Source organism: Actinomadura sp. NEAU-AAG7 (assembly GCF_018603865.1).
Taxonomy (GTDB): domain Bacteria; phylum Actinomycetota; class Actinomycetes; order Streptosporangiales; family Streptosporangiaceae; genus Spirillospora; species Spirillospora litoris.
In genome coordinates this window covers 1,733,970-1,755,892 of sequence record NZ_JAHFZY010000001.1, presented here as the reverse complement: position 1 = coordinate 1,755,892, position 21,923 = coordinate 1,733,970, and the positions used below count along the sequence as shown (strand labels likewise).

The 21,923-nt window shown below is 70.5% G+C and carries 25 protein-coding genes; 6 read left to right on the top strand and 19 right to left on the bottom strand.

The genetic code is table 11. The features are described from left to right. Window positions 1–92: 92 nt before the first annotated feature. Window positions 93–563: an ATP-binding protein gene (locus KLI87_RS08000; RefSeq protein ID WP_214616379.1), complete on the bottom strand. Its 471-nt coding sequence runs from the start codon at window positions 561–563 to the stop codon at window positions 93–95. 495 nt (window positions 564–1,058) lie between these two features. Between KLI87_RS08000 and KLI87_RS07995 the strand changes: the two genes are divergently transcribed. From KLI87_RS07995 to KLI87_RS07980, 4 genes are read left to right on the top strand one after another with little or no spacing between them, the layout of a single operon-like run. Continuing rightward, on the top strand, window positions 1,059–1,868 hold the full coding sequence (locus KLI87_RS07995; protein ID WP_214616378.1) for a helix-turn-helix transcriptional regulator: 810 nt from the start codon (window positions 1,059–1,061) through the stop codon (window positions 1,866–1,868). Continuing rightward, window positions 1,865–2,065 (top strand): DUF397 domain-containing protein, encoded by a 201-nt coding sequence (locus KLI87_RS07990; RefSeq protein ID WP_214616377.1) that lies wholly within the window; start codon window positions 1,865–1,867, stop codon window positions 2,063–2,065. The genes KLI87_RS07995 and KLI87_RS07990 overlap by 4 nt, the downstream gene beginning before the upstream one ends. 32 nt (window positions 2,066–2,097) lie before the next feature. Continuing rightward, a complete protein-coding gene (locus KLI87_RS07985) occupies window positions 2,098–2,292 on the top strand; it encodes a DUF397 domain-containing protein (RefSeq protein WP_214616376.1) in 195 nt (64 codons plus the stop codon). A 32-nt stretch (window positions 2,293–2,324) separates the two neighbouring features. Continuing rightward, window positions 2,325–2,522 carry a DUF397 domain-containing protein gene (locus KLI87_RS07980; RefSeq protein ID WP_308165893.1) on the top strand — a complete coding sequence of 66 codons (198 nt, stop codon included), beginning with the start codon at window positions 2,325–2,327 and terminating at the stop codon, window positions 2,520–2,522. A 45-nt stretch (window positions 2,523–2,567) separates the two neighbouring features. Here the strand turns inward: KLI87_RS07980 and KLI87_RS07975 are convergent, their stop codons facing one another. Continuing rightward, entirely contained in the window at window positions 2,568–3,035 is a 468-nt protein-coding gene (locus KLI87_RS07975) for an NUDIX hydrolase (protein WP_308165892.1), read from the bottom strand. A gap of 87 nt (window positions 3,036–3,122) precedes the next feature. On the opposite strand from KLI87_RS07975, the gene KLI87_RS07970 reads away from it, so the two are divergent. Next, window positions 3,123–3,497: a VOC family protein gene (locus tag KLI87_RS07970; protein ID WP_214616374.1), complete on the top strand. Its 375-nt coding sequence runs from the start codon at window positions 3,123–3,125 to the stop codon at window positions 3,495–3,497. A gap of 9 nt (window positions 3,498–3,506) precedes the next feature. Here KLI87_RS07970 and KLI87_RS07965 read toward each other — a convergent pair whose 3' ends face one another. Next, on the bottom strand, window positions 3,507–3,890 hold the full coding sequence (locus KLI87_RS07965) for a MerR family transcriptional regulator (protein ID WP_156214116.1): 384 nt from the start codon (window positions 3,888–3,890) through the stop codon (window positions 3,507–3,509). 68 nt (window positions 3,891–3,958) lie between these two features. Here KLI87_RS07965 and KLI87_RS07960 point away from each other — a divergent pair, with 68 nt between their 5' ends. Then, window positions 3,959–4,810, top strand: a complete 852-nt coding sequence (locus KLI87_RS07960) for an NAD(P)-binding domain-containing protein (protein ID WP_308165891.1) — start codon at window positions 3,959–3,961, stop codon at window positions 4,808–4,810. A 13-nt stretch (window positions 4,811–4,823) separates the two neighbouring features. Here the strand turns inward: KLI87_RS07960 and KLI87_RS07955 are convergent, their stop codons facing one another. From KLI87_RS07955 to KLI87_RS07880, 16 genes are all read right to left on the bottom strand, one after another. After that, window positions 4,824–5,156, bottom strand: coding sequence for a hypothetical protein (locus KLI87_RS07955; RefSeq protein ID WP_156214117.1), 333 nt, complete (start codon window positions 5,154–5,156; stop codon window positions 4,824–4,826). A gap of 168 nt (window positions 5,157–5,324) precedes the next feature. Beyond that, window positions 5,325–6,074 (bottom strand): N-acyl homoserine lactonase family protein, encoded by a 750-nt coding sequence (locus tag KLI87_RS07950; RefSeq protein ID WP_156214118.1) that lies wholly within the window; start codon window positions 6,072–6,074, stop codon window positions 5,325–5,327. Further along, window positions 6,071–7,117 carry an Ldh family oxidoreductase gene (locus KLI87_RS07945; protein ID WP_214616373.1) on the bottom strand — a complete coding sequence of 349 codons (1,047 nt, stop codon included), beginning with the start codon at window positions 7,115–7,117 and terminating at the stop codon, window positions 6,071–6,073. The genes KLI87_RS07950 and KLI87_RS07945 overlap by 4 nt, the downstream gene beginning before the upstream one ends. Window position 7,118: 1 nt before the next feature. Next, window positions 7,119–8,552, bottom strand: coding sequence for an aldehyde dehydrogenase family protein (locus tag KLI87_RS07940; RefSeq protein ID WP_156214120.1), 1,434 nt, complete (start codon window positions 8,550–8,552; stop codon window positions 7,119–7,121). Continuing rightward, window positions 8,549–9,979 carry an amidase gene (locus KLI87_RS07935; RefSeq protein ID WP_214616372.1) on the bottom strand — a complete coding sequence of 477 codons (1,431 nt, stop codon included), beginning with the start codon at window positions 9,977–9,979 and terminating at the stop codon, window positions 8,549–8,551. The genes KLI87_RS07940 and KLI87_RS07935 overlap by 4 nt, the downstream gene beginning before the upstream one ends. A 36-nt stretch (window positions 9,980–10,015) precedes the next feature. After that, entirely contained in the window at window positions 10,016–11,428 is a 1,413-nt protein-coding gene (locus KLI87_RS07930) for a 3-oxoacid CoA-transferase (RefSeq protein WP_214616371.1), read from the bottom strand. Beyond that, entirely contained in the window at window positions 11,425–11,868 is a 444-nt protein-coding gene (locus KLI87_RS07925) for a Zn-ribbon domain-containing OB-fold protein (RefSeq protein WP_156214123.1), read from the bottom strand. The genes KLI87_RS07930 and KLI87_RS07925 overlap by 4 nt, the downstream gene beginning before the upstream one ends. Continuing rightward, window positions 11,865–13,040: a thiolase domain-containing protein gene (locus KLI87_RS07920; protein WP_214616370.1), complete on the bottom strand. Its 1,176-nt coding sequence runs from the start codon at window positions 13,038–13,040 to the stop codon at window positions 11,865–11,867. The genes KLI87_RS07925 and KLI87_RS07920 overlap by 4 nt, the downstream gene beginning before the upstream one ends. After that, the gene (locus KLI87_RS07915; RefSeq protein ID WP_214616369.1) at window positions 13,037–15,364 is read right to left on the bottom strand and encodes a CoA transferase; all 2,328 of its coding nucleotides are present in this window, start codon (window positions 15,362–15,364) and stop codon (window positions 13,037–13,039) included. Before KLI87_RS07915 ends, KLI87_RS07920 begins: the two co-directional genes overlap by 4 nt. Before the next feature lie 177 nt (window positions 15,365–15,541). Beyond that, a complete protein-coding gene (locus KLI87_RS07910; RefSeq protein WP_156214126.1) occupies window positions 15,542–15,961 on the bottom strand; it encodes a Zn-ribbon domain-containing OB-fold protein in 420 nt (139 codons plus the stop codon). A 12-nt stretch (window positions 15,962–15,973) separates the two neighbouring features. Next, window positions 15,974–17,149, bottom strand: coding sequence for a thiolase family protein (locus KLI87_RS07905; RefSeq protein WP_214616368.1), 1,176 nt, complete (start codon window positions 17,147–17,149; stop codon window positions 15,974–15,976). Between the two features lie 9 nt (window positions 17,150–17,158). Next, window positions 17,159–17,839 (bottom strand): GntR family transcriptional regulator, encoded by a 681-nt coding sequence (locus tag KLI87_RS07900; RefSeq protein ID WP_156214128.1) that lies wholly within the window; start codon window positions 17,837–17,839, stop codon window positions 17,159–17,161. Window positions 17,840–17,939: 100 nt separating this feature from the next. Further along, window positions 17,940–19,019 (bottom strand): ABC transporter ATP-binding protein, encoded by a 1,080-nt coding sequence (locus tag KLI87_RS07895; protein ID WP_214616367.1) that lies wholly within the window; start codon window positions 19,017–19,019, stop codon window positions 17,940–17,942. Beyond that, window positions 19,016–20,023 carry an ABC transporter ATP-binding protein gene (locus KLI87_RS07890; RefSeq protein ID WP_156214129.1) on the bottom strand — a complete coding sequence of 336 codons (1,008 nt, stop codon included), beginning with the start codon at window positions 20,021–20,023 and terminating at the stop codon, window positions 19,016–19,018. The genes KLI87_RS07895 and KLI87_RS07890 overlap by 4 nt, the downstream gene beginning before the upstream one ends. Beyond that, complete coding sequence (locus tag KLI87_RS07885; RefSeq protein ID WP_214616366.1) at window positions 20,020–20,943, bottom strand: ABC transporter permease; 924 nt, start codon at window positions 20,941–20,943, stop codon at window positions 20,020–20,022. Before KLI87_RS07885 ends, KLI87_RS07890 begins: the two co-directional genes overlap by 4 nt. Next, a complete protein-coding gene (locus tag KLI87_RS07880) occupies window positions 20,940–21,884 on the bottom strand; it encodes an ABC transporter permease (RefSeq protein WP_214616365.1) in 945 nt (314 codons plus the stop codon). The genes KLI87_RS07885 and KLI87_RS07880 overlap by 4 nt, the downstream gene beginning before the upstream one ends. Window positions 21,885–21,923: the final 39 nt, after the last annotated feature.

The following is a 21,923-nucleotide window of genomic DNA, read 5'->3' as shown; positions in this document are numbered from 1 at the left end:
CTTAGGGGGTTGGACCTCCGGGCACACCGGCGGGGCCTCCGCCAGGCCGACTCCCCAGCCGCCGATAGCGGACGCAGTGTGCCCGGAGGAGTTCAGGGACGTCGGCCAGAGGCGATGCGCAGCACGGCCCACACGGTCTTCCCGCCGCGCTCGTTCCGCACGCCATGGCGCCGGGACAGGGTCTCCACGATGCCCATGCCCCACCCATGCGGATCGGGTGCGTCATCAGGCACCGGCTCAGACGGCATCGTCAGATCGGGTTCGCTCTTCCTGGGCTTCTTCCTGGAGAAGTCGTGGACCTCGATGTGGAACCCGTCCTTGGACACGAACATCCGCAAAGCAATCGGCCACGCGCTCGCCCGGATCGCGTTGGTGACCAGCTCACTGGCCACGAGCACAGCGTCCTCGGTGGTCTCGGCCTCGATGCCGTAGCCCACCGCCGCCGCCCGCACCAGACACCGCACATCCGGCAGCACACTCGGCGTACTGGCCACCTTGTGCCGCACCGCCGGAAGCACAGAAGCCTGCGCGGTGACCTGTCGCCCACTCAGCCGCGCGGTCATGTCTCACTCACCCGCAGCCCGGCATCGGCGGCCAGAGAGTCCTGCTGCTCCATTAGCGCAGAGAGGGTTTCCCTGTTAGTAGCAGTGAGAGTGTCCACCAGACGGACGTCATCCCCCAGCAACTCGGGAAGCCGAAGGTGGACCACCCACATTTCCGTTTCAGCCTGCTGATAGGGCTCCGCCCACCTGCCCTCGGGTGGGGGAACCGCCGGCAGTGGGTCCTGGGGGTTGATGTACGGGATCGCGTCAGCGCGGTCTCCTGAGCGATGGCTGTCCATGATTACGGGTCCACTTCCTCGACTGCTCCGATTTCACTGGACAGCGAGCTACTTCCACTGCCCCACTTCGACGCCTAGGCCCGACTATTTCCGTTTTGTACGCAATGGATTTCGTCGGAACCTCTGACTAGAGTGCTATCCGCCATCTACCGTGTCCATTAATCAGCCAACTTCCACGAGGGCTGCGGAAATGATCAAAAGGAGGTGACCGCGCGAGATGAGCATGACGGATGAGGTGGACCCACGCTCCTCGCTGTGGGGCCTTATAGGCTTCTACCTGCGGTTTCTTCGTACATCGAAGGGCCTCACCGGCGCGGAGGCAGGCAAGATCGCGGGATGTGCGCCATCGACCATTTCCCGTATCGAGACCGGCGCTCAGCTCATGTCGACGAAGCACGCCGCGCGACTCGATGAGGCATGGAGGACCGGTGGGCTGTTCACGCTGCTGATCTACTACGCAGTCCGCGCGACGACACCTGACTGGTTCCAGTCGTACCTGTCCCACGAGCAGGGGGCCGACAGGGTGCGGATGTTCGCCGGACAGTACGTCCCCGGACTGTTCCAGACTCCCGAGTACGCCCAGGCGCTACTGGCCGAAGGACGGGCAAAGGACAAGAAGGCAGCCCTCGAACGGCGCATGGCTCGGCAAGAGATCTTGAGTAGACCCAACCCCCCAGAGGTCTGGGTCATCATCGCTCAGACCGTGCTTGAGTGGCCGGTCGGCGGGAAGAATGCCTTCAAGGCCCAGCTCGCCAGGTTGCTGAGTTTGTCCGAACAGCCGAACATCAGCATCCGCGTCGTGCCAGGAACAGCAGGGGCCTACGAAGGAATGGACGGCCCCTTTATGATCACCACTGGCCGGGAGGGCGAGATCGCGTTCGCCGAAGCCCCGAACGCAGGGAGGCTCGTCGCTCATCTGGAGGAGGTGAACGACTTCGTGATCCGGTTCGATCGGATCGGCATGCTGGCCCTCCCCGTCGGACCATCTCGTGACCTGATCAAGAAGAACATGGAGCAGATGACGTGAACTCGCCCCCCGTTTGGCGCAAGTCCAGCCGTTCCGAGGGAAGCACCAACGCCGAGTGCGTCGAGCTGGCCTCCCTTGACGGCTCGGTCGGCATCCGCGACAGCAAGAACCCCCACACCCCCCACATCACCGTCGGACGCGAGGGTCTCGCAAGGCTCCTCGATCAGATCAAGGACGGAAGCCTGGACCCGCACTGACGGCCCTGATTCTCCGAATCGGAGGGTGTGACGTGACCACACTATGGCGTAAGAGCAGCTACAGCGGCTCCGGCAACGCCTCCGACTGCGTCGAACTGGCCTCCCTTGACGGCTCGGTCGGCATCCGCGACAGCAAGAACCCCCAAATCACCCACATCACGGTCGGCCGCGAGGGCCTCGCAAACCTCCTCGATCAGATCAAGGACGGAAGCCTGGACCCGCACTGACGGCCCTGATTCTCCGAATCGGAGGGTGTGACGTGACCACACTATGGCGCAAGAGCACCTACAGCGGCGCAGGTGGCGAGACGCAAGGCGATTGTGTCGAGCTGGCTTCGCTGGACGGCTCGGTCGGCATTCGCGACAGCAAGAACCCACAGACTCCTCACATCACGGTCGAGCGCGAGGGTCTCGCGAGGCTCCTCAGCCGGGTCAAGGCCGGGGAACTGGACCTCTAGTCACCGCAAGGGAGCCCCTCGACTTCGGTCGAGGGGCTTTCTTGTTCAGACGGGTTCGCCATGTTCCAGGTAGTGGGTGGTTCCGTCTTGGTGGGCGGCGTGGGCGTGGACGAGGCGGCGGGCAAGGCGGGGGATGGTCAGGTCGTGGACCTGGGCGATGTCGTGGAAGTGATAGCCGACCACTTCCCTCGGGTCGGTGCGGATGGCGTTGAGCTGGTCAGCGGTGAGTGAACCACCGTCGAAGACGAAGAGGACCTTGTCGCCTTCGGCCCCGTTGGGCGCCCAGTCCGCGACCAGTAGTCGGCCGATCTCCGCGCGGATCCCCAGCTCCTCCGTGACTTCGCGTAGCGCGGCCTGGTGCGGGGTCTCGTTGTGCTCGACGTAGCCACCGGGGATGTCTCGATAATCCTTGTACGAGGGTTCGACCAGCATGACGCGGTCTTCCGCATCGAAGAACAGAACGCCTGCCGCCGCTCGGGCACGGGCGAAGGAGGCTGCTGGGTCATCGGCCACGGACGTCGAGCGTAGGAGATCGGAGCGATGAGTTTCGCCGGGGCCGCTGGTCCACATAGGCGAAACCACCACAGCAGGGAGAACACCGTGACCGAGCAGGACCAGGCGCGCATCACCGGCATCGGCACCGTCGCCGTTCCCGTCAGCGACCAGGACAGGGCCGTCGAGTTCTACGTCGGCGTCCTGGGGCTGGAGAAGCGGATGGACGTCCCGCTGGAGCAGATCGGCGGGCGCTGGATCACCGTCGCCCCGGCCGGGGCCGAGACCGGCATCGCGCTGATCCCCGGCGAGTCCACCGGCGTGGACACCGGGATCAGGCTCAGCGCCGGGGACGTCCCGGCCGTCCACGCCCGACTCAAAGAGCAGGGGGTCGATGTGAGCGACCTGCTTCAGTGGCCCGGTGTGCCGCCCATGTTCACCCTCCGGGACCGCGACGACAACGCCCTGGTGATCGTCGGCTAGGCCCGCGGCTCAGCGGGGGGTGGCGTCGATGATGGCGTCGAGCATGGTCCGGGCCGTGTCCATCTGGGTGATCGATCTGCTGATCCGGTCGCGTTCACGCTGGAGGTCGTCGAGCAGGCCGGGGCACGCCGCCGCGAGCCCCTCGCCGGTGTCGATGGTGCAGGGCAGCACGTCGGCGATCGTGGTCGTGCTGAGCCCGGCGGCCAGCAGGGTGCGGATGCGCCGCACGCGTTCGGCGTCGGCGTCGTCGTACTCGCGGTATCCGCTCGGCCGCCGCGACGGCCGCAGCAGACCCTGCTCCTCGTAGTAGCGCAGCAGCCGCTGGCTGACACCGGTCCGCTGAGACAACTCGCCGATGCGCACGGGTGCCTCCGGGTTGACTCTCACATGCATGTGAAGCTCTAGCTTAGCGGCGCAGGCACCGCGCGACCGCGCGGACCGCATGGGTGGAGGAGGAACTCGTGAGCCGTCCGATGGACCCCGTGACCGTGATCGGCCTGAACCCGCGAGGCATGGCACTGGCCCGAGTGCTCGCGGCGGACGCCCGGGTGACGGTCTGGGACGAGAGCGCGCCCGGAACGTCCCCGGGCGAGGGGCTCCAGCCGGCCGAGTCGTTGCGGGCCGCGCTCACCGACGCCTCGCTGGTCCTCATGTGCGTTGACGACTACGACGCCTCCCAGCGCATCCTCACCCAGGCCGAGCCGCATCTCGCCGCCGACGTCGTCAACCTGACGTCCGGGACGAGCGCGCAGGCCGAGCAGGCCGCCGCCGGGACGCGCGCCCGCTACCTCGACGGCGCGTTGATGGGCCATCCCGAGCACGTCGGCGCCCCCGAGACGGTGCTGGTGTACAGCGGCTCGGCCGAAGCCTTCGAGCACCACCGGGCCGTGCTCGACCGCCTGGGCGGCGCGACGTACCTGGGCGAGGCGCCGGGCACCGCGTCCCTGTACGAAGTGGCGATGCTCAACTTCGCCTGGGCCACCCAGCTCGGCTTCCTGCACACCGCCGCGCTGCTCGGGACGGCCCAGATCCCGGCCACGACGGTGGCGCCGCTGCTGATCCGCTGGCTGTCGGCCACCGTCGCGGACGTGATCAGCGACCAGGCCCGCCAGATCGACGACCGCGACTACCCCGGCGACCAGGAATGGCTCGAACTCGACGCCCCGCTGATGGACCACCTCGTCGAGACCTCCCGAGCACGCGGCCTCGACACCGCCCTTCCGGAACTCGTGCGGGCACTGACCGCCCGGGGCATCGAGGCGGGCCGCGGCGGGGAGGGCTTCGCCAGCCTGGCCGAGATCATCCGCGCTTAAGGGTGAGGGCCGGTCAGCGGTGGAAGATCACGCTGTGCGGGAGGTTCGGCGGGGTGAAGGTTCTCGACTGGCCGGGGCGCAGGGTGCTGTGCGTGTCCTCGCAGCCCCGGTCCGAGAAGAGGGTCGCGGTGGCGTTCGTGGCGTTCCTCGCGCGGTCCGCGCCCTGGAGGAGCAGGCGGCATTCGCCGTCGTCCGGGTTGTTGATCTCCAGGTCGCCGGACTCCGGCGAGTGGTAGAAGAACGTGCCCGTCGCGGCATGCGCGTCGGCGGGGAAAGCGCCAAGGGGAAGGGTGAGCGCTGCCGCGATGATCGCGGTCGTGCGGCGTAGGCGCTTGGAATGGCTCATGCCGTGTCTCATCCCCGACGGATGGGTTCCGGAAGCTCGCACGACGATGAGGGGCTTCCGACCGCGCGAGGAGGCAACTACCTCCTGTGGGCGCCTTGTGACGCTCTGCGTGGTACGGGTATACCGCGTGGCCCTGCCTCCCTGGATCCCAGGGAGGCAGGGCGCCTTTCAGGACTGGAAGAGGGGGCTCGTCAGGGCCCGGTGGTCGTGGCTCGGGATGACCTCGCAGTCCAGGGCGGCGACGTATTCGAAGGTCTCGTAGCACTCGATCAGGTTGGTGTGGATGGTCGGCGCGACGCTCTGGCGCCAGTCGCCGGAATCCCAGTTCTCGTAGACGCCGATCGCGTCGCCCGCGAGGAGGTAGCGGCCGTTGTCCGCCTCGACGAGAACCCCCTGGGAGCCCGGGGTGTGGCCGGGCATCGGGACCACGGTGACGCCGGGGCAGATCCGCTGTTCGCCGGTGATCGCCTCGGTGCGGTCCCAGGCCGACATCCAGGGGGCCTGGAGGCCGGGCAGTTTCTCGTACGCGCGTTCGTGGATCGGGAGCGGGTTGATCGCGTATTCGAGTTCGCGCCTGTTCACGAGCACCCGGGCGTTTCTGAACAGGGCGTTGTTGGAGCAGTGGTCCCAGTGGAGATGGGTGTTGACCACGTAGTCGATGTCGTCGGGTTCGATTCCGGCCTCGCGAAGGACGGTCTCGGGCGTCTCCTCGGGGTCGCGCGCGAAGTCGTAGGCGTGGTGCCGCCGGACGTATTCGGGCGCCAGCGTCCCGGTGTCCACGATCACGCGCGTCCCGGCGGACTCGATGACGAACATGAACATGATGATGTCGATGGTCTCGTCGCTCGCCGAGCCGTAGACGGCGGCGGGCAGCGGGACGTCGCGGGAGCGTCCCACGCGGAACGGGGTCACCTTCATCGGTCCACCAGCACTTCGACTCCCAGGGAATCGGCGACGCGGCGCAGGTCGGTGAGGGTTCGCTCGGGGAGGAGCAGGCCCTCGGCGAGGTTGCGCTCCTCGGCCAGGGCCTCCAGCTCGCCCGGGTAGCGCACTTCTTCGGCGCCTTCCCGGGAGCCGGATTTCAGCTCGGTGACAAGTGCCTTGATACGTTCTTCGAACTCGTCCGGAGGGCCGAAGGCGGCGATGTCGAGGGCCATGAAGAGGTGTCCTGAGCGGCCCGGGTGCTCGGATTGGTAGGGGCCGTTGACGAGGGAGCCGAAACCGCTTCCGCTGAGGACGCCGGAGAGCACGTCCATCATCACCGAGATCCCGTAGCCCTTGTGCCCGGCCATCGGCAGCACGGTGCCGAGCAGGGCGGCTTCGGGGTCCCGGGTGGGGGTGCCGTCGGCGGCGACCGCCCACCCGTCGGGGATCCGCGTGCCTCGATTGCGTGCGAGGTAGATCTTGCCCCGGGCGACGGCGGTGTTGGCGATGTCCAGCACCATCTGGCGGTCGCCGTCCAGCGGCGCGGCGATCGACCAGGGATTGCTGCCGACGAGCTTTCCGCGGCCGTCCCAGGGGGCCATCGCGGGGCTGGAGTTCGTCGTCAGGATGCCGATCTGGCCGCGCGGCGGCGCCATTCTCGTGAAGTAGGCGGCGGTGCCGAAATGGTTGGAGTTGCGGACGGCGACGACGCCGACGCCGTGCCGTCCGGCGCGCTCGACCGCCGCGCGGGCGGCGTGCGCCGTGATGACCTGGCCGACGCCGTCGTGGCCGTCCAGGGTCATCACGGCGCCGAGGTCGGAGACGGTCTCGATCTTCGTCTCCGGCCGCATCACGCCCGACCGGATGCGGTCGACGTACCAGCCGACCCGCAGCACCCCGTGCGACTGGTGGCCCCACAGGTCGGCCTGGACGAGGCTGTCGGCCACCAGCGCGGCGTCCTCCAGCGGCACCCCGGACGCGGCGAAGATCCGGGTGGCGGCGTCGCGCAGTTCGTCGGCGGCGATGCGGACCGGCATCTCAGGCCCCTGCCGGCTCGATCAGGATCAGCCTTTCCTCGCTCATCTCGCGGACGGCGTAGCGCGGCCCCTCCACGCCGTACCCGCTGTCCTTCACGCCGCCGTAGGGCATGAGGTCGGCGCGCGTGCTGGACGGCGAGTTGATCACGACGCCGCCCATCCGGAGGCGCTGCGCGGCGGACAGCGCGGTGTTGAGGTCGCGGGTGAACACGCCCGCCTGGAGGCCGTAGGGGGTGTCGTTCACCGTCTCGATCGTGGCGTCCAGGTCGTCGAAGGGGACGACGGACACGACCGGGGCGAACGCCTCCTCGCAGAGCAGCCGGGCGCGGGAGGGGACGTCCACGAGGATCGTCGGGTTCATCACCGGCCCGTTCCGCTTCCCGCCGGCGAAGACGCGGGCGCCCTGGACGACGGCCGCCTCCACCCACTGCTCGGCGCGCTCGGCGGCCGCCTCGCTGATCATCGGGCCGATGTCGGTCGCCGGGTCCTCGGGGTCGCCGACGACGAACTTGGCGGCGGCTGCCGACAGCGCGTCGAGGAACTCCTCCACCACGTCCGCGTGGACGTAGAGGCGCTGCACCGACGTGCACACCTGGCCCGACTTGCGGAACGCGCCGCGCGCGCACTGCTGCGCGGCGGAGGGGATGTCGGCGTCGCGGCACACGATCGTCGCCGACACGTTGCCGCACTCCATCGTCGCGCGCCGCATGCCGAGCCTGGCCGAGATCGCCTTGCCCGCCGCGGTGCTGCCGGTGAAGGTCACGAAGTCGACCCGCTCGTCCTCGACGAGGGCGGTGCCGACCGGGTCGCCGGGGCCGAGCACGAGGCCGATCAGCCCGGCGGGCAGGCCCGCCTCCAGCAGCATCCGGCACAGCGCCGCCGCCGCGACCGGGGTGAACGGCGACGGCTTGACCACCGCCGCGTTCCCGGCGGCGAGCGCGGGGCCGATCTTGTGGGCGACGGTGTTCAGCGGCGAGTTGAACGGCGTGATCGCGCCGACCACGCCCACCGGGTGGCGGACCGTGAACGCCAGCCGGTGCGCGAAGCCCGGCGCGGCCTGGATCGGGACGACCGAGCCGTCGATCCGCTTGGCCTCCTCCGCCGAGGTCAGCATGGTCTGGACGGCCCGGTCGGTGTCGCCCAGGCAGTCCTTCAGGCTGAAGCCGGACTCGCGGACGACGTCCAGCGCGAGGCGCTCGCGGTTGTCGGCGATCATCCCGGCGACCGTCCGCAGGATCTCGAAGCGCTCCAGCGGCTCCAGCGGCGTCCGGCTCGCCTCGCGGGCGACCGAGACGGCGTCGCCGACCATCTCGACCGTCGCGTCGGAGGCCACGGCGATGGGCTCGCCGGTGAACTTGTGGTGCACCAGGCGTTCCTGGCCGGTCGTCAGCCATTCGCCGTTGATCAGGTTGGCGACGGTGGGCAGATCTGTCATGAGGGTCGTCCTCTCGTCGTTGCCCGCGCCCGCGACGCCTCGGCCACCGGGGACCACCCGGTGTGCCGCTCGTAGGCGCGCCCCACCCGCAGGACGCGGGCGTCCCGGTGGCGGGGGCCCACGATCTGGAGCCCGGCGGGCAGCCCGGCACGCGTGATGCCGCACGGCACGCTCAGCGCCGGCTGCCTGGTCATGTTGAAGGGGTAGGTGTAGGGCGTCCAGGACGCCCAGACGTCCGACTGCTCGGGGGTGGGCCCGTTCCGGCCCGCCGGGAACGCGACGCACGGGACGGTCGGCGTGACCAGCACGTCGTAGGTCTCGTGGAACCGCGCCATCTTCAGGCCGAGGTCCGCGCACACCGCCATCGCGTCCAGGTAGGACACGGCGCTGATCTCGCGGCCCCGCTCCCCGTACTCCAGCAGCGCGGGATCGACGCGGGTGAGGTGGTCGGGCTCGAACGGGCGGAGCGTCCGCGCGATCCCGGCGCACCACATCGTCTGGAAGGCCGCGACGGGGTCGGCGAAGACCGGTTCGATCTCCCGCACCCGCGCGCCGAGGCCCGCGAGCGTCTCGACCGCCGCCGCGGCCAGCGCCTCGACCTCGGGGTCGTTGCGGCCATAGCCGAGGTCGGGCGAGTATCCGATCGTCAGGCCGGCGACGCCGGCCTCGATCTCGTCGGTGAACGACCCGCCCGGATGGGTCCCCGCCGCCCAGTCGCGGGCGTCGGGGCGGGCGAGGACGTCGAGCAGCGTCGCCGCGTCCAGCACCGACAGCGCGATCGGGCCGCGGTGCGACAGGTGCCCGTTGCTGCCGGGCGGGAACGCCGGGACGAGCCCGCCGGTCGGCTTGAACCCGACCGTCCCGGTGAAGGCCGCCGGGACCCGCACCGAGCCGCCGCCGTCGGTGCCGACCGACCACGTGCCCATGCCGGCCGCGACCGCCGCCGCCGAGCCCCCGCTGGACCCGCCGGGCGTCAGCGCCGGGTCCCACGGGTTCCTGGTGATCCCGAACCGGCCGGAGTCGGTGACGCCCTTCCAGCCGAACTCCGGTGTCGTGGTCTTGCCGAGGATGACGGCGCCCGCCTCGCGCAGCCGCGCCACGCTCGGCGAGTCGTCGCCTCCGGGGGTGGGGTCGCCCGACAGCCAGCTTCCGCGCAGCGTCGGCCAGCCCCGGGCCTGTTCGAGGTCCTTGACGGTGGTGGGGACGCCGTCGGCCGGGCCCCGCTGGGTGCCCCCCACCCAGCGGGCCTCCGACTCGGCGGCCGACCGCAGCGCCCCTTCGGCGTCGACCAGCACGAACGCGTTCAGCTCCGCGTCGCGCGCGTCGATCGCCTCCAGGGCGGCGCGGGTGGCCTCGACCGGGGACGTCTCGCCCCGCCCGTAGGCCCCGGCCAGTTCGGCGGCGGTCATCCCGAGGAGATCGGACATGGGACCCCCTAGGTCCGTGGCGTGCCGGCGGGACGGTCAGATCGCCGCGGGGGCATCCGCCTCCGCACCCCCCGCGTCCGAGCGGAGGAGTTCGAACTCGGTGAGCGCGGCGACCTCGTCCTCGGTGAACCCGGGCGCCACGTACTCGATCTTGAAGGCGTCGCCGTGGCGGCGCAGCACGCACAGGTCGGTGACGACGATGTCGACGCAGTTCAGGCCGGTCAGCGGGTACTCGCACTCCTTGACGAGCTTCGGCCGGCCCTTGGAGTCGAGGTGGGTCGTCAGCACCATCACCGTGACGTCGCCCGCGACCAGGTCCATCGCGCCGCCGATGCCGCCGCCGATCATGTTCGGCGTGCTCCAGTTGGCGAGGTTGGCGTCCGCGTCGACCTGGAACGCGCCGAGCGCGACGAAGTCGACCTTGCCGCCGCGCACCATCTCGAAGGAGGTCACGCTCTCGAAGAACGAGGCGCCCTTCTCCAGGTGGACGTACTGGCCGCCCGCGTTGTAGATCTCCGGGTTGTAGTCGTCGCGGCCCGCGATCGTGCCGTAGCCGAGGACGCCGTTCTCCGAGTGCAGGACGATGTCGCGCCCGGCGATGTAGTTCGAGATCAGCGTGGGGATGCCGAGGCCCAGGTTCATGTAGCTGCCGTTGGGCACCAGGCTCGCCGCGACCTCGGCCATCTGGAGGCGGGTCAGGCCGGGCTTGCCGTTGTAGGTGCGGGCGCTGTCGGCGCCGCGCCCCTCCCTCGGCGCCATGTGGTCGTGCGGGACGTCCACGGTCTTGCGGACGACCCGGCTCACGAAGATCCCGGGCAGGCCCACGGTCTCCGGGTCCAGCTCGCCGTCCACGATCTCGTCGACCTCGGCGATCGCGATCTTGGCGCCCTTGGCGAAGGCCGGCATGAAGTTGCGGCCGACGCCCTCGAACGAGAGGTTGCCGAAGCGGTCGGCCTTGGTCGCGCGGATGAGCGCGTAGTCGACCTTCAGCCCCATCTCCAGGACGTGCTCGACCCCGTCGATCACGCGGGTCTCCTTGCCCTCCGCGACGGCGGTGCCGACGGCGGTGCGGGTGAAGAACGCGCCGATCCCGGCGCCGCCCGCGCGCAGCCGCTCCACCAGCGTGCCCTGCGGGACCAGCTCGACCTCGATCTCACCGGCCGCGATCTGCTTCTCGGCCGCCGAGGTCGCCTCGCCCGCACGCGCCGAGAACGACACGATCAGGCGGTTGACCTGGTTGTTCTCGATGAGCGTGTTCGAGCGGTAGTCGCCCGTGCCGAGCGAGTTCGCGACGATGCACAGCCGCTTGGCGCCCTGCTCGCGCAGCGCCACGGTCAGGCTCGTCGGGAAGCTGTGGGTCATCCCGAACCCGGCGATCGACACCGACGCGCCGTCCGGGACGTCCGCCACCGCCGCCTGCGGGGACTCGTACACCTTGTTGATCGTCATGCCTGGCTCCCTGCCTCTGCGCGCACCGGACGGAAACGGGGCAGCGCGCTGCCGTGTCCCGTGTCCTCGAAAACCACCTCGACCTCGTCCCCGATGGCGACCGACTCGACGTCGCAGTCGACGATGTTGGTCATCATCCGGGGACCCTCCTCCAGCTCCACATAGGCGAGGACGTAGGGGGTGACGCCCTTCCACTCGCCTCCGGCCCGGTGGACCACGCTGAAGGAGTAGACGGTGCCGCGCCCGGTGAAGTCCTCCCAGCGCGTGTTGGAGCTGTGGCAGAACGGGCAGATCGGCCGCGGGTACCACATCGCCGATCCGCAGTCGTCGCAGCGGCGACCGATGAACCTGCCCTCGGCCGTCGCCTTCCAGAACTCCTCGGTGTCGGGGTTCACCACCGGCCGCGCGGCCGGCAGGACCGGGCTCCGAACCTCACTCATTTGGCTTCCCTTCCGAGGATCATGGTCGCGCTGCGCATCCGGGTGCCGAGGTCGCCGCCGTTGCCGTGGACCAGGGCGATCTCGCAGTCGGGCACCTGCACCCCCGCGTTCGCCTCGCCGCGCAGCTGCCGGACCGCCTCGATGATCTTGGTGACGCCGCCGCGGTGGCCGGGGTGGTTGTTGCTCAGCCCGCCGCCGTCGGTGTTGAAGGGCAGCCGACCGTGCGGGGCGACGAGCGCGCCGTCCATGACGAACCGTCCGCCCTCGCCCTTCTCGCAGAAGCCGAGGTCCTCCAGGATCTCCAGGACGGTGATCGTGAAGCTGTCGTAGATCGACACGTAGTCGATGTCGCGGACCGTGACCCCGGCCTGCTCGAACGCGCGCGGGCCGGACCAGACCGCGCTGGTGTAGGTCAGGTCGAGCCGTCCCCCGTTGGTCAGCTTCGCCGACTCGCCCTGGCCCATGATCCGCACCGGCTGCCGCTTCAGCCCGCGCGCCACCTCCTTGCTGACCACGACGATCGCGCCGCCGCCGTCGGTCACCAGGCAGCAGTCCGCGCGGTGCAGCGGGTCGGCGACCATCGGCGAGTTGACGACGTCCTCGACCGTCAGCACCTTCTGCAGGAACGCGTGCGGGTTGTGCGCGGCGTGCTTGGTCGCCGCGACCTTGATCTCCGCGAGCTGCTCGCTGGTCGTGCCGAACTCGTACATGTGCCGCTTGGCGGCGAGCGCGTAGGTGCTGACGAGCCCGGCGCCGGTGAACATCCCCATCTCGAAGGAGTCCTCGGGGCGGATCGGGCCGCCGCCGCCCGGCTGGACGCCCGTCCGCGGCTTGCCCGCGAGCGTGATCAGCGCGACGTTGCACTTGTCCGCCGCGATCGCCGCGATCGCGTGCGACACGTGGTAGATCGGCGAGGCGCCGCCGCTCTCGGTCGAGTCCATGTAGGTGAGGTCGCGCAGACCCAGGTACTCGGCCATCGAGACCCAGCCGCCGCCGTAGCCCGGCGCGTCGTGGCCGCAGAAGTAGCCGTCGACGTCGTCGAGCGTCAGCCCGGCGTCCGCGAGGGCCCCGATCGCGACCTCGGCGTGGATCTGAGCCAGCGACTTGTCGGGCAGCTCCCTCCCCGGATGTTCGTAGGCGCCGATGATCACGGCGGCATCGTTGACGTTCATGTCGTTCCTCCCGGACGCTGGGACGGCACTTCGACGGGCGCCGCGCTGATCGCCTCGGCGGGCGCGGCGTGCGGCCAGTGGGGGGCGCGGGCGTCGGCGTCGTGCTCACCGAGCCGTGGCGCCGGACGCGGCTGCCGCGGCTCGTGGCCGAGCAGGCGCAGCGGGTACCCCTTCTGGCGGCGGGGTCCGTCGAGGAACACCCGCCGAAGTCGGAAATGTGGGTCCTCGGCCCGCTCCCGGGCCGACTGGACGGGCGCGGCGGGGACCCCGGCGCGTGTCAGCTCGCGCAGGCACTCCTGTTTCGAGCGCCCGCGCGTCCACCTGGTGATCGCGCCGTCCACCTCCTCGTGGTCGCGCTCCCACCAGGAGGCCGGCATGTCGGCCATGTGGCCCGCGCCGACCAGTGCGGCCAGCGCGGCGCGTTCCGCGTCGGTCGTGCAGGCGATCGCTATCCACTGGTCGTCGCCCGAGCAGCGGTAGACGTCGTGCGGCGTGCTGCCGGGGCGGCGGTTGCCGGTCGGCTGTGGAACGGTCCCGGCGGCGAGGTGTTCGGCGATGCGGTCCGCGAGCGTCCAGCTCACCAGCTCGCGCTGGGAAACGTCAAGGTAGGTGCCGCGCAGACCCTGGGCCACGCAGTAGGCGATCATGCCGGCGCCGAACAGCGATACCAGCTGGTCAGGGTAGTTGATGTCGGCCGAGGACCACATCGGGCCGCCGCCGGGGTAGCCGGTGACCGAGGCCAGGCCGGAGAGCAGGTCGAGCGTGGAGCCGTAGGAGCGGACGCCCGACTCGGGCCCGGACTGGCCCTGGCTCGACAGCGACAGGTAGATCAGGTCCGGGTTGACCTCGTGGAGCGTCGGCGGGTCGATGCCGAGCCTGCGGGTCACGCCGACGGTGAAGTTCTCGATCAGGACGTCGGCGCGCGCGACGAGCCGCCGCATCTCCGCCCGTCCGTCCTCGGACTTCAGGTCGAGCGTGATCCCGAGCTTGCCCGCGTTGTTGGACTCGAAAAGCGGGGACTCCTCGGTGACCTCCGCGTCGCCCGAGGTCGGGGAGGGCCACAGCCGGAACGCGTCCGGCCGCCCCCTCGACTCGATCTTGATGACGGTGGCGCCGTAGTCGGCGAGCAGCCGCCCGGTGGCGGCGCCCGCCGTGATCGTGCCGAGGTCGAGGACGACGACGCCCTCCAGCGGGGCGCGGTCGGCGCCGTCGGCCGGCGGCGGCGCCGGACGCGGCACCGGGACCTCGTCGATGCCGGAGAGGCCCGGCGGGGGGCCGAACCGCCACGGCAGGCCCTTGAGGGGCGCCAGCGCGCCGTCCCGTCCCGGCTCCGGGAAGAACGAGCGGGCCTGGTACTGGGGGTCGGACGCCAGGTCGGCGATGTCGGCGCCGTAGCCGAACGGCAGGCCGAGGCGCTGCGCGTCCCGGTAGATCTCGCGTTTGGGGCGCCGCGCGGCCCACCGCTCGACGACCGGCCACCAGGAGTCCATGCGCTCGAACCGGACCTGGTCGCCGCGCAGCTCGGGGTCCTCCAGCGCCGGGTCGCCGATCAGCGAGATGAAGGCGTCCCACTGCTCGGGCAGGAAGATGATCCCGACCCAGCCGTCGGCCGCGCGGACCGTGCGCCAGCGGCCGCTGTTCGTGCCCGTCCGGCCGGGGACCACGCCGGTCTCGGCGTAGACGACGTCGCTCTTCCAGTCGATGTAGGCCGCGACGTCGCAGAGCGCGACGTCGACGACGTCACCGCCGGGGCGCAGCGCGGCGAGCATGGACCCGTAGAAGCCGACGAACGCGGCGGCGTGCGCGGTCTGCTCGCCGCCGAGCGTCAGCGGCTCCCGGTCGGGCTCGCCGACCATCGCGGCCAGGCCCCCGTAGCTCTCGGCGAGCAGGCTGTCGGCGTGGGCGTCCGACCTCGGGTCGGCCATGCCGTAGGAGGTGATCGCCACGACGGCCAGCCCGGGGTGGTCGGCGCGCAGGCGCTCGGCCGCCAGGCCGGTCTCCGCCGCGCGGGCCGGGCCGAGGCCGGTGATCACGATGTCGGCCGCCGCCAGCAGCGCGGACAGGCGGGCGCGGCCGTCCCGGCTCTCCAGGTCGATCTGGACGCTCCGCTTGTCGGCGTTCAGCGCGGCGAAGGTATGGCCCAGGCCGTTCGCGTCGACCGGCTCCCGCCGGCGGAGCGGGTCGCCGCCGGGGGCCTCGCACCGGGTGACGTGATGGCCGAGGCCCGCGAACAGCCGTCCGCAGACCTGGACGGCCACGCCGTCGCCGAGTTCGACGACCCGCAGGAGCCTCCCCCGCCCCCCGGTCCGGGTTCCGTCGCTCATCGGGGACCCGCGCAGATAGAGGCCGCATGCGATACGCACTCCGGCCTTTTCGATTTCAACGCCTCGTGCACAATTTTATGATCAGCGATCGGATCCATGGGAAACAAAACCTCACATGCCTATGGGCGGCCGCGCCGCCGGCCCGGTCGGTGCCGCCGGGCCGGCGGCGCGGTCGGCTCACGCCGCCGCGCCGGTACTGAATTTCAGGACGGTGCGGTCACCGGCGATCGGCTGGAAGACCGCGTGAACCTGCCGGCCGATCTCCGGTTCGCCCGGCTCACCGGCCAGCACACTGATCACGAGCGGCCCTTCGGCGAGCCGCACGTACACGAGCTGGTAGGGGACCTCGTCGGCGAACGCGGCGAAATACTTCTGGTGCATCGTGCACCAGGACCAGATGGTCCCCGCGCCGCTCACGGCCTCCCAGGACGACTCGCCGGAAAGGCACTCCGGACAGAGCGGAGCGTCCGGGAAGCGGTGCCGGCCGCAGGCCGCGCACTTCTGCAACCGGAGCTCTCCGGCGGCCAGGCCGTCCCAGTACGGCTTGTTGCGGGGGGTGATATCGGGAAGAAGTTTCGCGTACGCGGCGACGTCCATCGGCGTGCCCTTCTAGTCGGCCGTGAATATGTGCGACGTCACGATGGGCGAGACGCACATGTACTGCACGGTGCCGCAGTTCTCGACCTGCCGTTCGCCGGCCTCCCCGCGGACCTGCCGCACCGCCTCCACATGGAGGGCGAAGCCCTGCATGTAGCTCTCGCTCGTATGGCCGCCCGAGGTGTTCATCGGGCGCTCGCCGCCGAGTTCGATCCGGCCGTCGCGGATCCATTCCCAGGAGGCGCCGCGCGGCGCGTGGCCGAAGCCCTCCAGGGTGAAGAGGATCGTCGGAAGGAAGTTGTCGTAGACCTGCATGCAGTCGATCTGGTCAGGGCCGATACCGGACTTCTTGTAGAGGTCCTCGGCGACCGCCGCGCTCGTCGCGTAGTAGAAGTCGGGGCTGATGTAGCTGCGGCCGAGCTCGGCACGGCCCGCTGTGGCGGCCACGCGTACCGGCTTCTTGCGCATTCCCCTGGCGCGATCCATCGAGGTGACGATGAACGCGACCGCGCCGTCGTTGATGATGCAGTAGTCGAGCTTGCGCAGCGGCTGCGAGATGAACCGCGACGCGAGGTACTCGTCCTTGGTGATCTCCTGCTGGAACACCGCGATCGGGTTGCGGGCCCCGTTGGCGCGGTTGTTGATCGCGAGGGGGGCCAGCGCGTCCTCCGGGGCGCCGTACAGGTGCCGGTAGCGCTGGTACATCATCGACAGGTACGCGCCGGTGGAGGTCATGCCGTACATGGCGTCGTAGGCCCCGGCGGGGTCGGCGTCCCCGCCGCCGTACTTCAGGCCCGCCGTCCGGCCGTTCGTCGCGTACACGACGGCGACGGTGTGGGCGGCGCCCGACTCCACGAGCGAGCACGCCTCCTGGAGCGCGACGCCGCTCATGCGCCCGGTGCCCTCCAGGTCATGGACGAACCCCGGACCGGTGAGGCCGGTCATGTCCCCGAAGGGACCGTACTTGATGTTGACGCACAGCAGCCCGTCGACGTCCTTCTGGGTGGCGCCGCAGTCCTCCAGCGCGTCCCTGAAAGCCTCGGCCGCGAGCTGGTACACATCGTTCTTCTGGCTCTTGTCGGCGTACAGCCGCCGGAAGTCCGACGTGCCGACACCGACGATCGCCACGTCCTTCATGGCCATCGCGATATCACCCTTGTACTCGTGCAGGTCGTGGCCGCGGGCCACGATGTCGCGCTATGACGTCGGGTGCTCTTTCTCCAGGATCTCCACGGCTTCGAGCGCCGCCTTCGCGGCCGCGCGGATATGCCGGTGCGCGGCCTCGGCCGCGCGCTCGGGCGAGCGCGCGCTGATGGCTTCACCGAGGTCGACGTATTCCTGTACCGACGATTCGAGTCGTCCTGGAATGGTCACGGAAAGGCTGCGCAGCGCGTGGATGCGGGTGTGCAGCGGGCCCAGCATGGAGGCCAGCAGCGAGTTGCGGGCGCCCGCGACGAGCAGCTCGTCGAACTCGTATATGGCCTGGAGGCGCTCCTCGCCCCGGGGGCGCGGGCGCGTCTTCTCCACCAGCTCCGCGACCTCCTCGTCGGTCGCGCGCAGCACGAACAGCTCGGCCGCGGCGGGCTCCAGCGCGTCGCGGACCTCGTAGATCTCCCGTACCTCGGCGCTGCCGAGCCGCGCGACGCGGACGCCGCGGCTCGGCGAGGGCTCCACGAGCCCGAGGGTCTGGAGGTGCCGCATGGCCTCCCGGACCGACGTCCGGCTGACACCGGTCAGCTCGACGAGCTCGCGCTCGGTGAGCTTGCGACCCGGGGGGAGGAGACCCGAGGCGATCGCGTGCCGGATCCGCCGGACGACCATCTCGGGAATGGACTCGGTCGGGCGGTCGATCAGCAGGTCGAGCTTCGGGTCGGTCACGGCAGTCCCTTACTTTTGTCTGACGTACTACAGACTACGTCTGCCAGTAGAAGCCGGTCAAGGTGAGCCGGATCACGGGTCAGGAATGCCGGTCGCCGCCTCATGCCGCGGGACCCGGCCCCTTCGGGAGGGCGCTCAACGGCGCCCCCGCCAGCGTCGGACCGCTCGTTTGCAAATGGCACGAGACCTCTCCCCCGCCCTCCACAACGGTCGGTTCGGGCACCCGCTGCCGGCAGATGTCCATCACATGGCCGCACCTCGTCTGGAACGGGCAGCCCACCGGGGGCCGCGCCGGATCGGGCAGGTCCCCCTCCAGCACGATCCGCTCCGATTTCCGGCGCGGATCGGGGATCGCCGACAGCAGCGCCCGGGTGTAGGGGTGCGCGGGCGCGGTGTAGACGCGCTCCGCCGGGCCGGTCTCGACGATCCGGCCGAGGTACATCACCCCGACCCGGTGCGAGATGTGCCGGACGATGGCGAGGTCGTGCGCGATGAACAGGTAGGTCAGCCCGAACTCCGCGCGCAGCCGCTCCAGCAGGTTGATCACCTGGTTCTGGGTGGAGACGTCCAGCGCGGACACGGCCTCGTCGCAGACGACGAAGCCCGGGTTCAGCGCGATGGCCCGTGCGATCGCCAGCCGCTGGCGCTGCCCGCCGGAGAACTCGTAGGGGTAGCGGTCGGCGTAGCTGGCGCGGAGCCCGACCATCTCGATCAGCTCGTGCACCCGCTCCCGCGCGGCCCGTCCCGAGAGCTTCTCGTGGACGATCAGCGGCTCGGCGATGCTCGCCGCCACGGTCGAGGACGGGTCCAGCGACGAGTAGGGGTCCTGGAACACCATCTGCATGCTCCGCCGCGCCGTCCGCAGGGCCTTGCCGCGCAGGCGCGTGACGTCGTGCCCGGCGACCGTGACCGAACCGGCCGCCGCCGGCACCAGCTTCAGCAGCGCCCGCCCGGTCGTCGACTTGCCCGACCCCGACTCGCCGACCAGGCCGAACGTCTCGCCCTGGTCGATGTGGAAGGAGATGTCGTTGACGGCGCGGACGACCCTCGGGGCCGCGAGCGTCCGCCGCTTGCGGAAGACGACGCTGAGGTCGCGGACGTCCACCAGCGGCCCGGACGCGGGCGCCGGCTCCGGCGAACCGGGCGCCGGGACCTCGGCGCTCGACTTCATGACGCTCATGGGGACCCCACCAGACGCAGTTGCTCGGTACGGCAGCAGCGGCAGCCGCGGCCCTCCCCGACGATCCGGAACTCCGGCGGCGCGGCCGTGCACGTCTCGTTCGCGTGCCCGCACCGGGGGCTGAACCTGCACCCCTCCGGCATCCGCCAGGGCTCGGGGGTGCGGCCCGGGATCGTCGGCAGTTCCTCGCCCCGGACGCCGAGATGCGGCATCGCGCTCAGCAGTCCCGCCGTGTACGGGTGCTTCGGCGCGTCGTACAGGTCGAGCGCGGGCGCGGTCTCGACGACCTCGCCCGCGTACATCACGACGACCCGGTCGGCGAGTTCGGCGACGAGCCCGAGGTCGTGGGTGATGAACAGGATCCCGCAGCCGGTCTCGTCGCGCAGCCGCGCCAGCAGCGCGACGATCTGCGCCTGCACGGTCACGTCGAGGGCGGTCGCGGGCTCGTCGGCGATCAGCAGCCGCGGCTCGCACACCAGCGCCATCGCGATCATCGCGCGCTGCCGCATGCCGCCGGAGAACTCGTGCGGGTAGTCCCGGACGCGGTGGCCCGCGTCCGGGATGCCGACGAGGTCGAGCATCTCGGCGGCGCGGGCGAACGCGGCGCGCCGCGAACCGCCCTTGTGCCGCCGGTAGCCCTCGGCGATCTGGTCGCCGATCGTGTAGGCCGGGTTCAGGCTCGTCATCGGCTCCTGGAAGATCATCGAGATCTCGTTGCCGCGGATGTCGCGCAGCTCCCGCTGCGGCATGCCGATCAGGTCGCGGCCCCGGTAGCGGACGTGGCCGCCGGGCGTGCGGGTGTAGGCGGGCGGCAGCAGCCGCAGCACCGACAGGCTCGTGACGCTCTTGCCCGAGCCGGACTCCCCCACCAGGCCCACGATCTCGCCCGGCCCGACGTCGAAGGAGACGCCGGCGACGACGTTCGTCCAGCCCCGGTCGGTCAGGAAGTCGACGTGCAGGTCCTCGATCTCCAGCAGTTTCGCAGGCTCGTGTTCGGGGGTCATGACGCCTTCCTCGTCTCGCGGCCGAAGGCGTCCCGGAGGCCGTCTCCGATGAGATTGAAGCAGAGCGTCGCGATGGCGATCGCGATTCCGGGATACACGGCGAGGGACGGGCTGCTGCGCATCTCCAGGAACGCCTGCCCGAGCATGCTCCCCCAACTCGCCGTCGGCGGCAGCGCGCCGAGGCCGAGCAGGCTGATCGTCACCTCGGCCAGCAGCGCGGAGGCGAGCAGGAACGAGAGCTGGACGAGCGCGGCGGGCAGGATGTTCGGCAGCACGCGCTTGCGCAGGATCATCAGGCTGGGCGTCCCGATGCTGGTGGACGCCTCGATGTAGACCGCGCGCCTGACCTCCATCGTGCTGCCCCTGACCACGCGGAACATCCGCGGCGCGTAGACGATGCCGAGCGAGACCATCGCGGTCGTGAGCCCGGGGCCGACCGCCGCGATGATGGCGATCGTGAGGATGATCGCGGGGAAGGCCATCAGCACGTCGGCGGCGCGGTCCAGCAGCCAGTCGACGATCCCGCCGAAGTAGCCGCTGACGAGGCCGAGCGGCAGGCCGATGGCGGTGGCGATCGCGACCGCCAGCCCGGCCGCCGCGAGCGACACGCGTCCGCCGTGCATGAGCCGGCTCAGCGTGTCGCGCCCGAGCGTGTCGGTGCCGAGCCAGTGCTCGGCGGTGGGGCCCGACAGCCGGTCGCCGATGTCGACCTGCGCCGGGCCGTAGGGGGCGAGGAGCGGGGCCGCCGCGGTCACGACGATGATCGCCAGCAGCAGCCCGAAGCCGACGACGGCCGACCTGTTGCCGCCGAACCGGCGCAGCAGGGCGCGCCCGCGGGACGCGGGGACGGCGGCGTCGGAATCCTTCTCCGCCGGGACGGGGGCCGGTTTCTTGATGTCCACGCTGCGACTTCGCGTCATGACACCTTGACCTTCGGATTGAAGTAGCCGTACGAAAGGTCGACCGCCAGGTTGATGAGCATGATCAGAATGGCCGTGATGAGCAGGATTCCCTGCACCATGGGGAAGTCCCGGGAGAACACCGAGAAATAGGCGAGCTTGCCGACGCCGGGGAGCGCGAACAACTGCTCGATGACGACGGTCGCGCCGATGAGGCGGTTCGCCTCGACGCCGAACGCCGTGACCACGGGGACGGCGGCGTTCTTCAGCACGTGCTTGACGACGAGCCGGCTGGGATGCAGCCCCTTCGCGCGGGCGGTGCGGATGAAGTCCTCCTGCATGACCGAGGTCACCGACGCGCGCGTCTGCCTGGCGACGACGGCGGTCGGCACGGTCGCGAGCGAGAAGGCCGGGAGGATGAGGTGCTGGAACCACTCCAGCGGGCTCTCGGTGAGCGGCACGTAGCCGACGGCCGGAAGCGTCCGCATCTGGATCGCGAAGACGAGCACGAGCATCATGCCGACCCAGAAATAGGGCAGCGACATGAACGCGCTCGCGGTGACGGTCGCGATCCGGTCCGCCCAGGTGCCCGGCCGCAGCCCGGCCGCCAGGCCGAGTGCGAGCCCGAGCACCGCCGCGATGACCAGCGTGAGGACGACCAGCGAGAGCGTCACCGGGAACCCGGAGGCGACCGCCGAGCGGACGCTCTGCCCGTCCACGAAGGACTTGCCGAGGTCGCCGTGCAGCGCGCCGGTCAGCCAGCTCCAGTACTGGGACATGAACGACTTGTCGAGGCCGAGCTGTTCGCGGATCGCCGCGATCCTCTCGGGCGTCGGATTGTTCCCGGCGAGCGCCACCTCGGGCCCGCCCGGTACCAGTGCGATGAGGCTGTAGATCAGGAAGCTGACGATGAGCAGCATGGGAACCATCGCCAGAAGTCGGACGGACAGCAGACGCAGCACGCCGGGGCCTCCGTTTCTGTGGTGGCGGGTTCCGGCCGG

Bases quoted from the DNA above. Each gene is read 5' to 3' on its own strand.
- KLI87_RS08000 (WP_214616379.1), bottom strand. From the start codon at position 563: ATGACCGCGCGGCTGAGTGGGCGACAGGTCACCGCGCAGGCTTCTGTG.
- KLI87_RS07995 (WP_214616378.1), top strand. From the start codon at position 1,059: ATGAGCATGACGGATGAGGTGGACCCACGCTCCTCGCTGTGGGGCCTT.
- KLI87_RS07965 (WP_156214116.1), bottom strand. From the start codon at position 3,890: ATGCATGTGAGAGTCAACCCGGAGGCACCCGTGCGCATCGGCGAGTTG.
- KLI87_RS07955 (WP_156214117.1), bottom strand. From the start codon at position 5,156: ATGAGCCATTCCAAGCGCCTACGCCGCACGACCGCGATCATCGCGGCA.
- KLI87_RS07950 (WP_156214118.1), bottom strand. From the start codon at position 6,074: ATGAAGGTGACCCCGTTCCGCGTGGGACGCTCCCGCGACGTCCCGCTG.
- KLI87_RS07945 (WP_214616373.1), bottom strand. From the start codon at position 7,117: ATGCCGGTCCGCATCGCCGCCGACGAACTGCGCGACGCCGCCACCCGG.
- KLI87_RS07940 (WP_156214120.1), bottom strand. From the start codon at position 8,552: ATGACAGATCTGCCCACCGTCGCCAACCTGATCAACGGCGAATGGCTG.
- KLI87_RS07935 (WP_214616372.1), bottom strand. From the start codon at position 9,979: ATGTCCGATCTCCTCGGGATGACCGCCGCCGAACTGGCCGGGGCCTAC.
- KLI87_RS07930 (WP_214616371.1), bottom strand. From the start codon at position 11,428: ATGACGATCAACAAGGTGTACGAGTCCCCGCAGGCGGCGGTGGCGGAC.
- KLI87_RS07925 (WP_156214123.1), bottom strand. From the start codon at position 11,868: ATGAGTGAGGTTCGGAGCCCGGTCCTGCCGGCCGCGCGGCCGGTGGTG.
- KLI87_RS07920 (WP_214616370.1), bottom strand. From the start codon at position 13,040: ATGAACGTCAACGATGCCGCCGTGATCATCGGCGCCTACGAACATCCG.
- KLI87_RS07915 (WP_214616369.1), bottom strand. From the start codon at position 15,364: ATGAGCGACGGAACCCGGACCGGGGGGCGGGGGAGGCTCCTGCGGGTC.
- KLI87_RS07910 (WP_156214126.1), bottom strand. From the start codon at position 15,961: ATGGACGTCGCCGCGTACGCGAAACTTCTTCCCGATATCACCCCCCGC.
- KLI87_RS07895 (WP_214616367.1), bottom strand. From the start codon at position 19,019: ATGAGCGTCATGAAGTCGAGCGCCGAGGTCCCGGCGCCCGGTTCGCCG.
- KLI87_RS07890 (WP_156214129.1), bottom strand. From the start codon at position 20,023: ATGACCCCCGAACACGAGCCTGCGAAACTGCTGGAGATCGAGGACCTG.
- KLI87_RS07885 (WP_214616366.1), bottom strand. From the start codon at position 20,943: ATGACGCGAAGTCGCAGCGTGGACATCAAGAAACCGGCCCCCGTCCCG.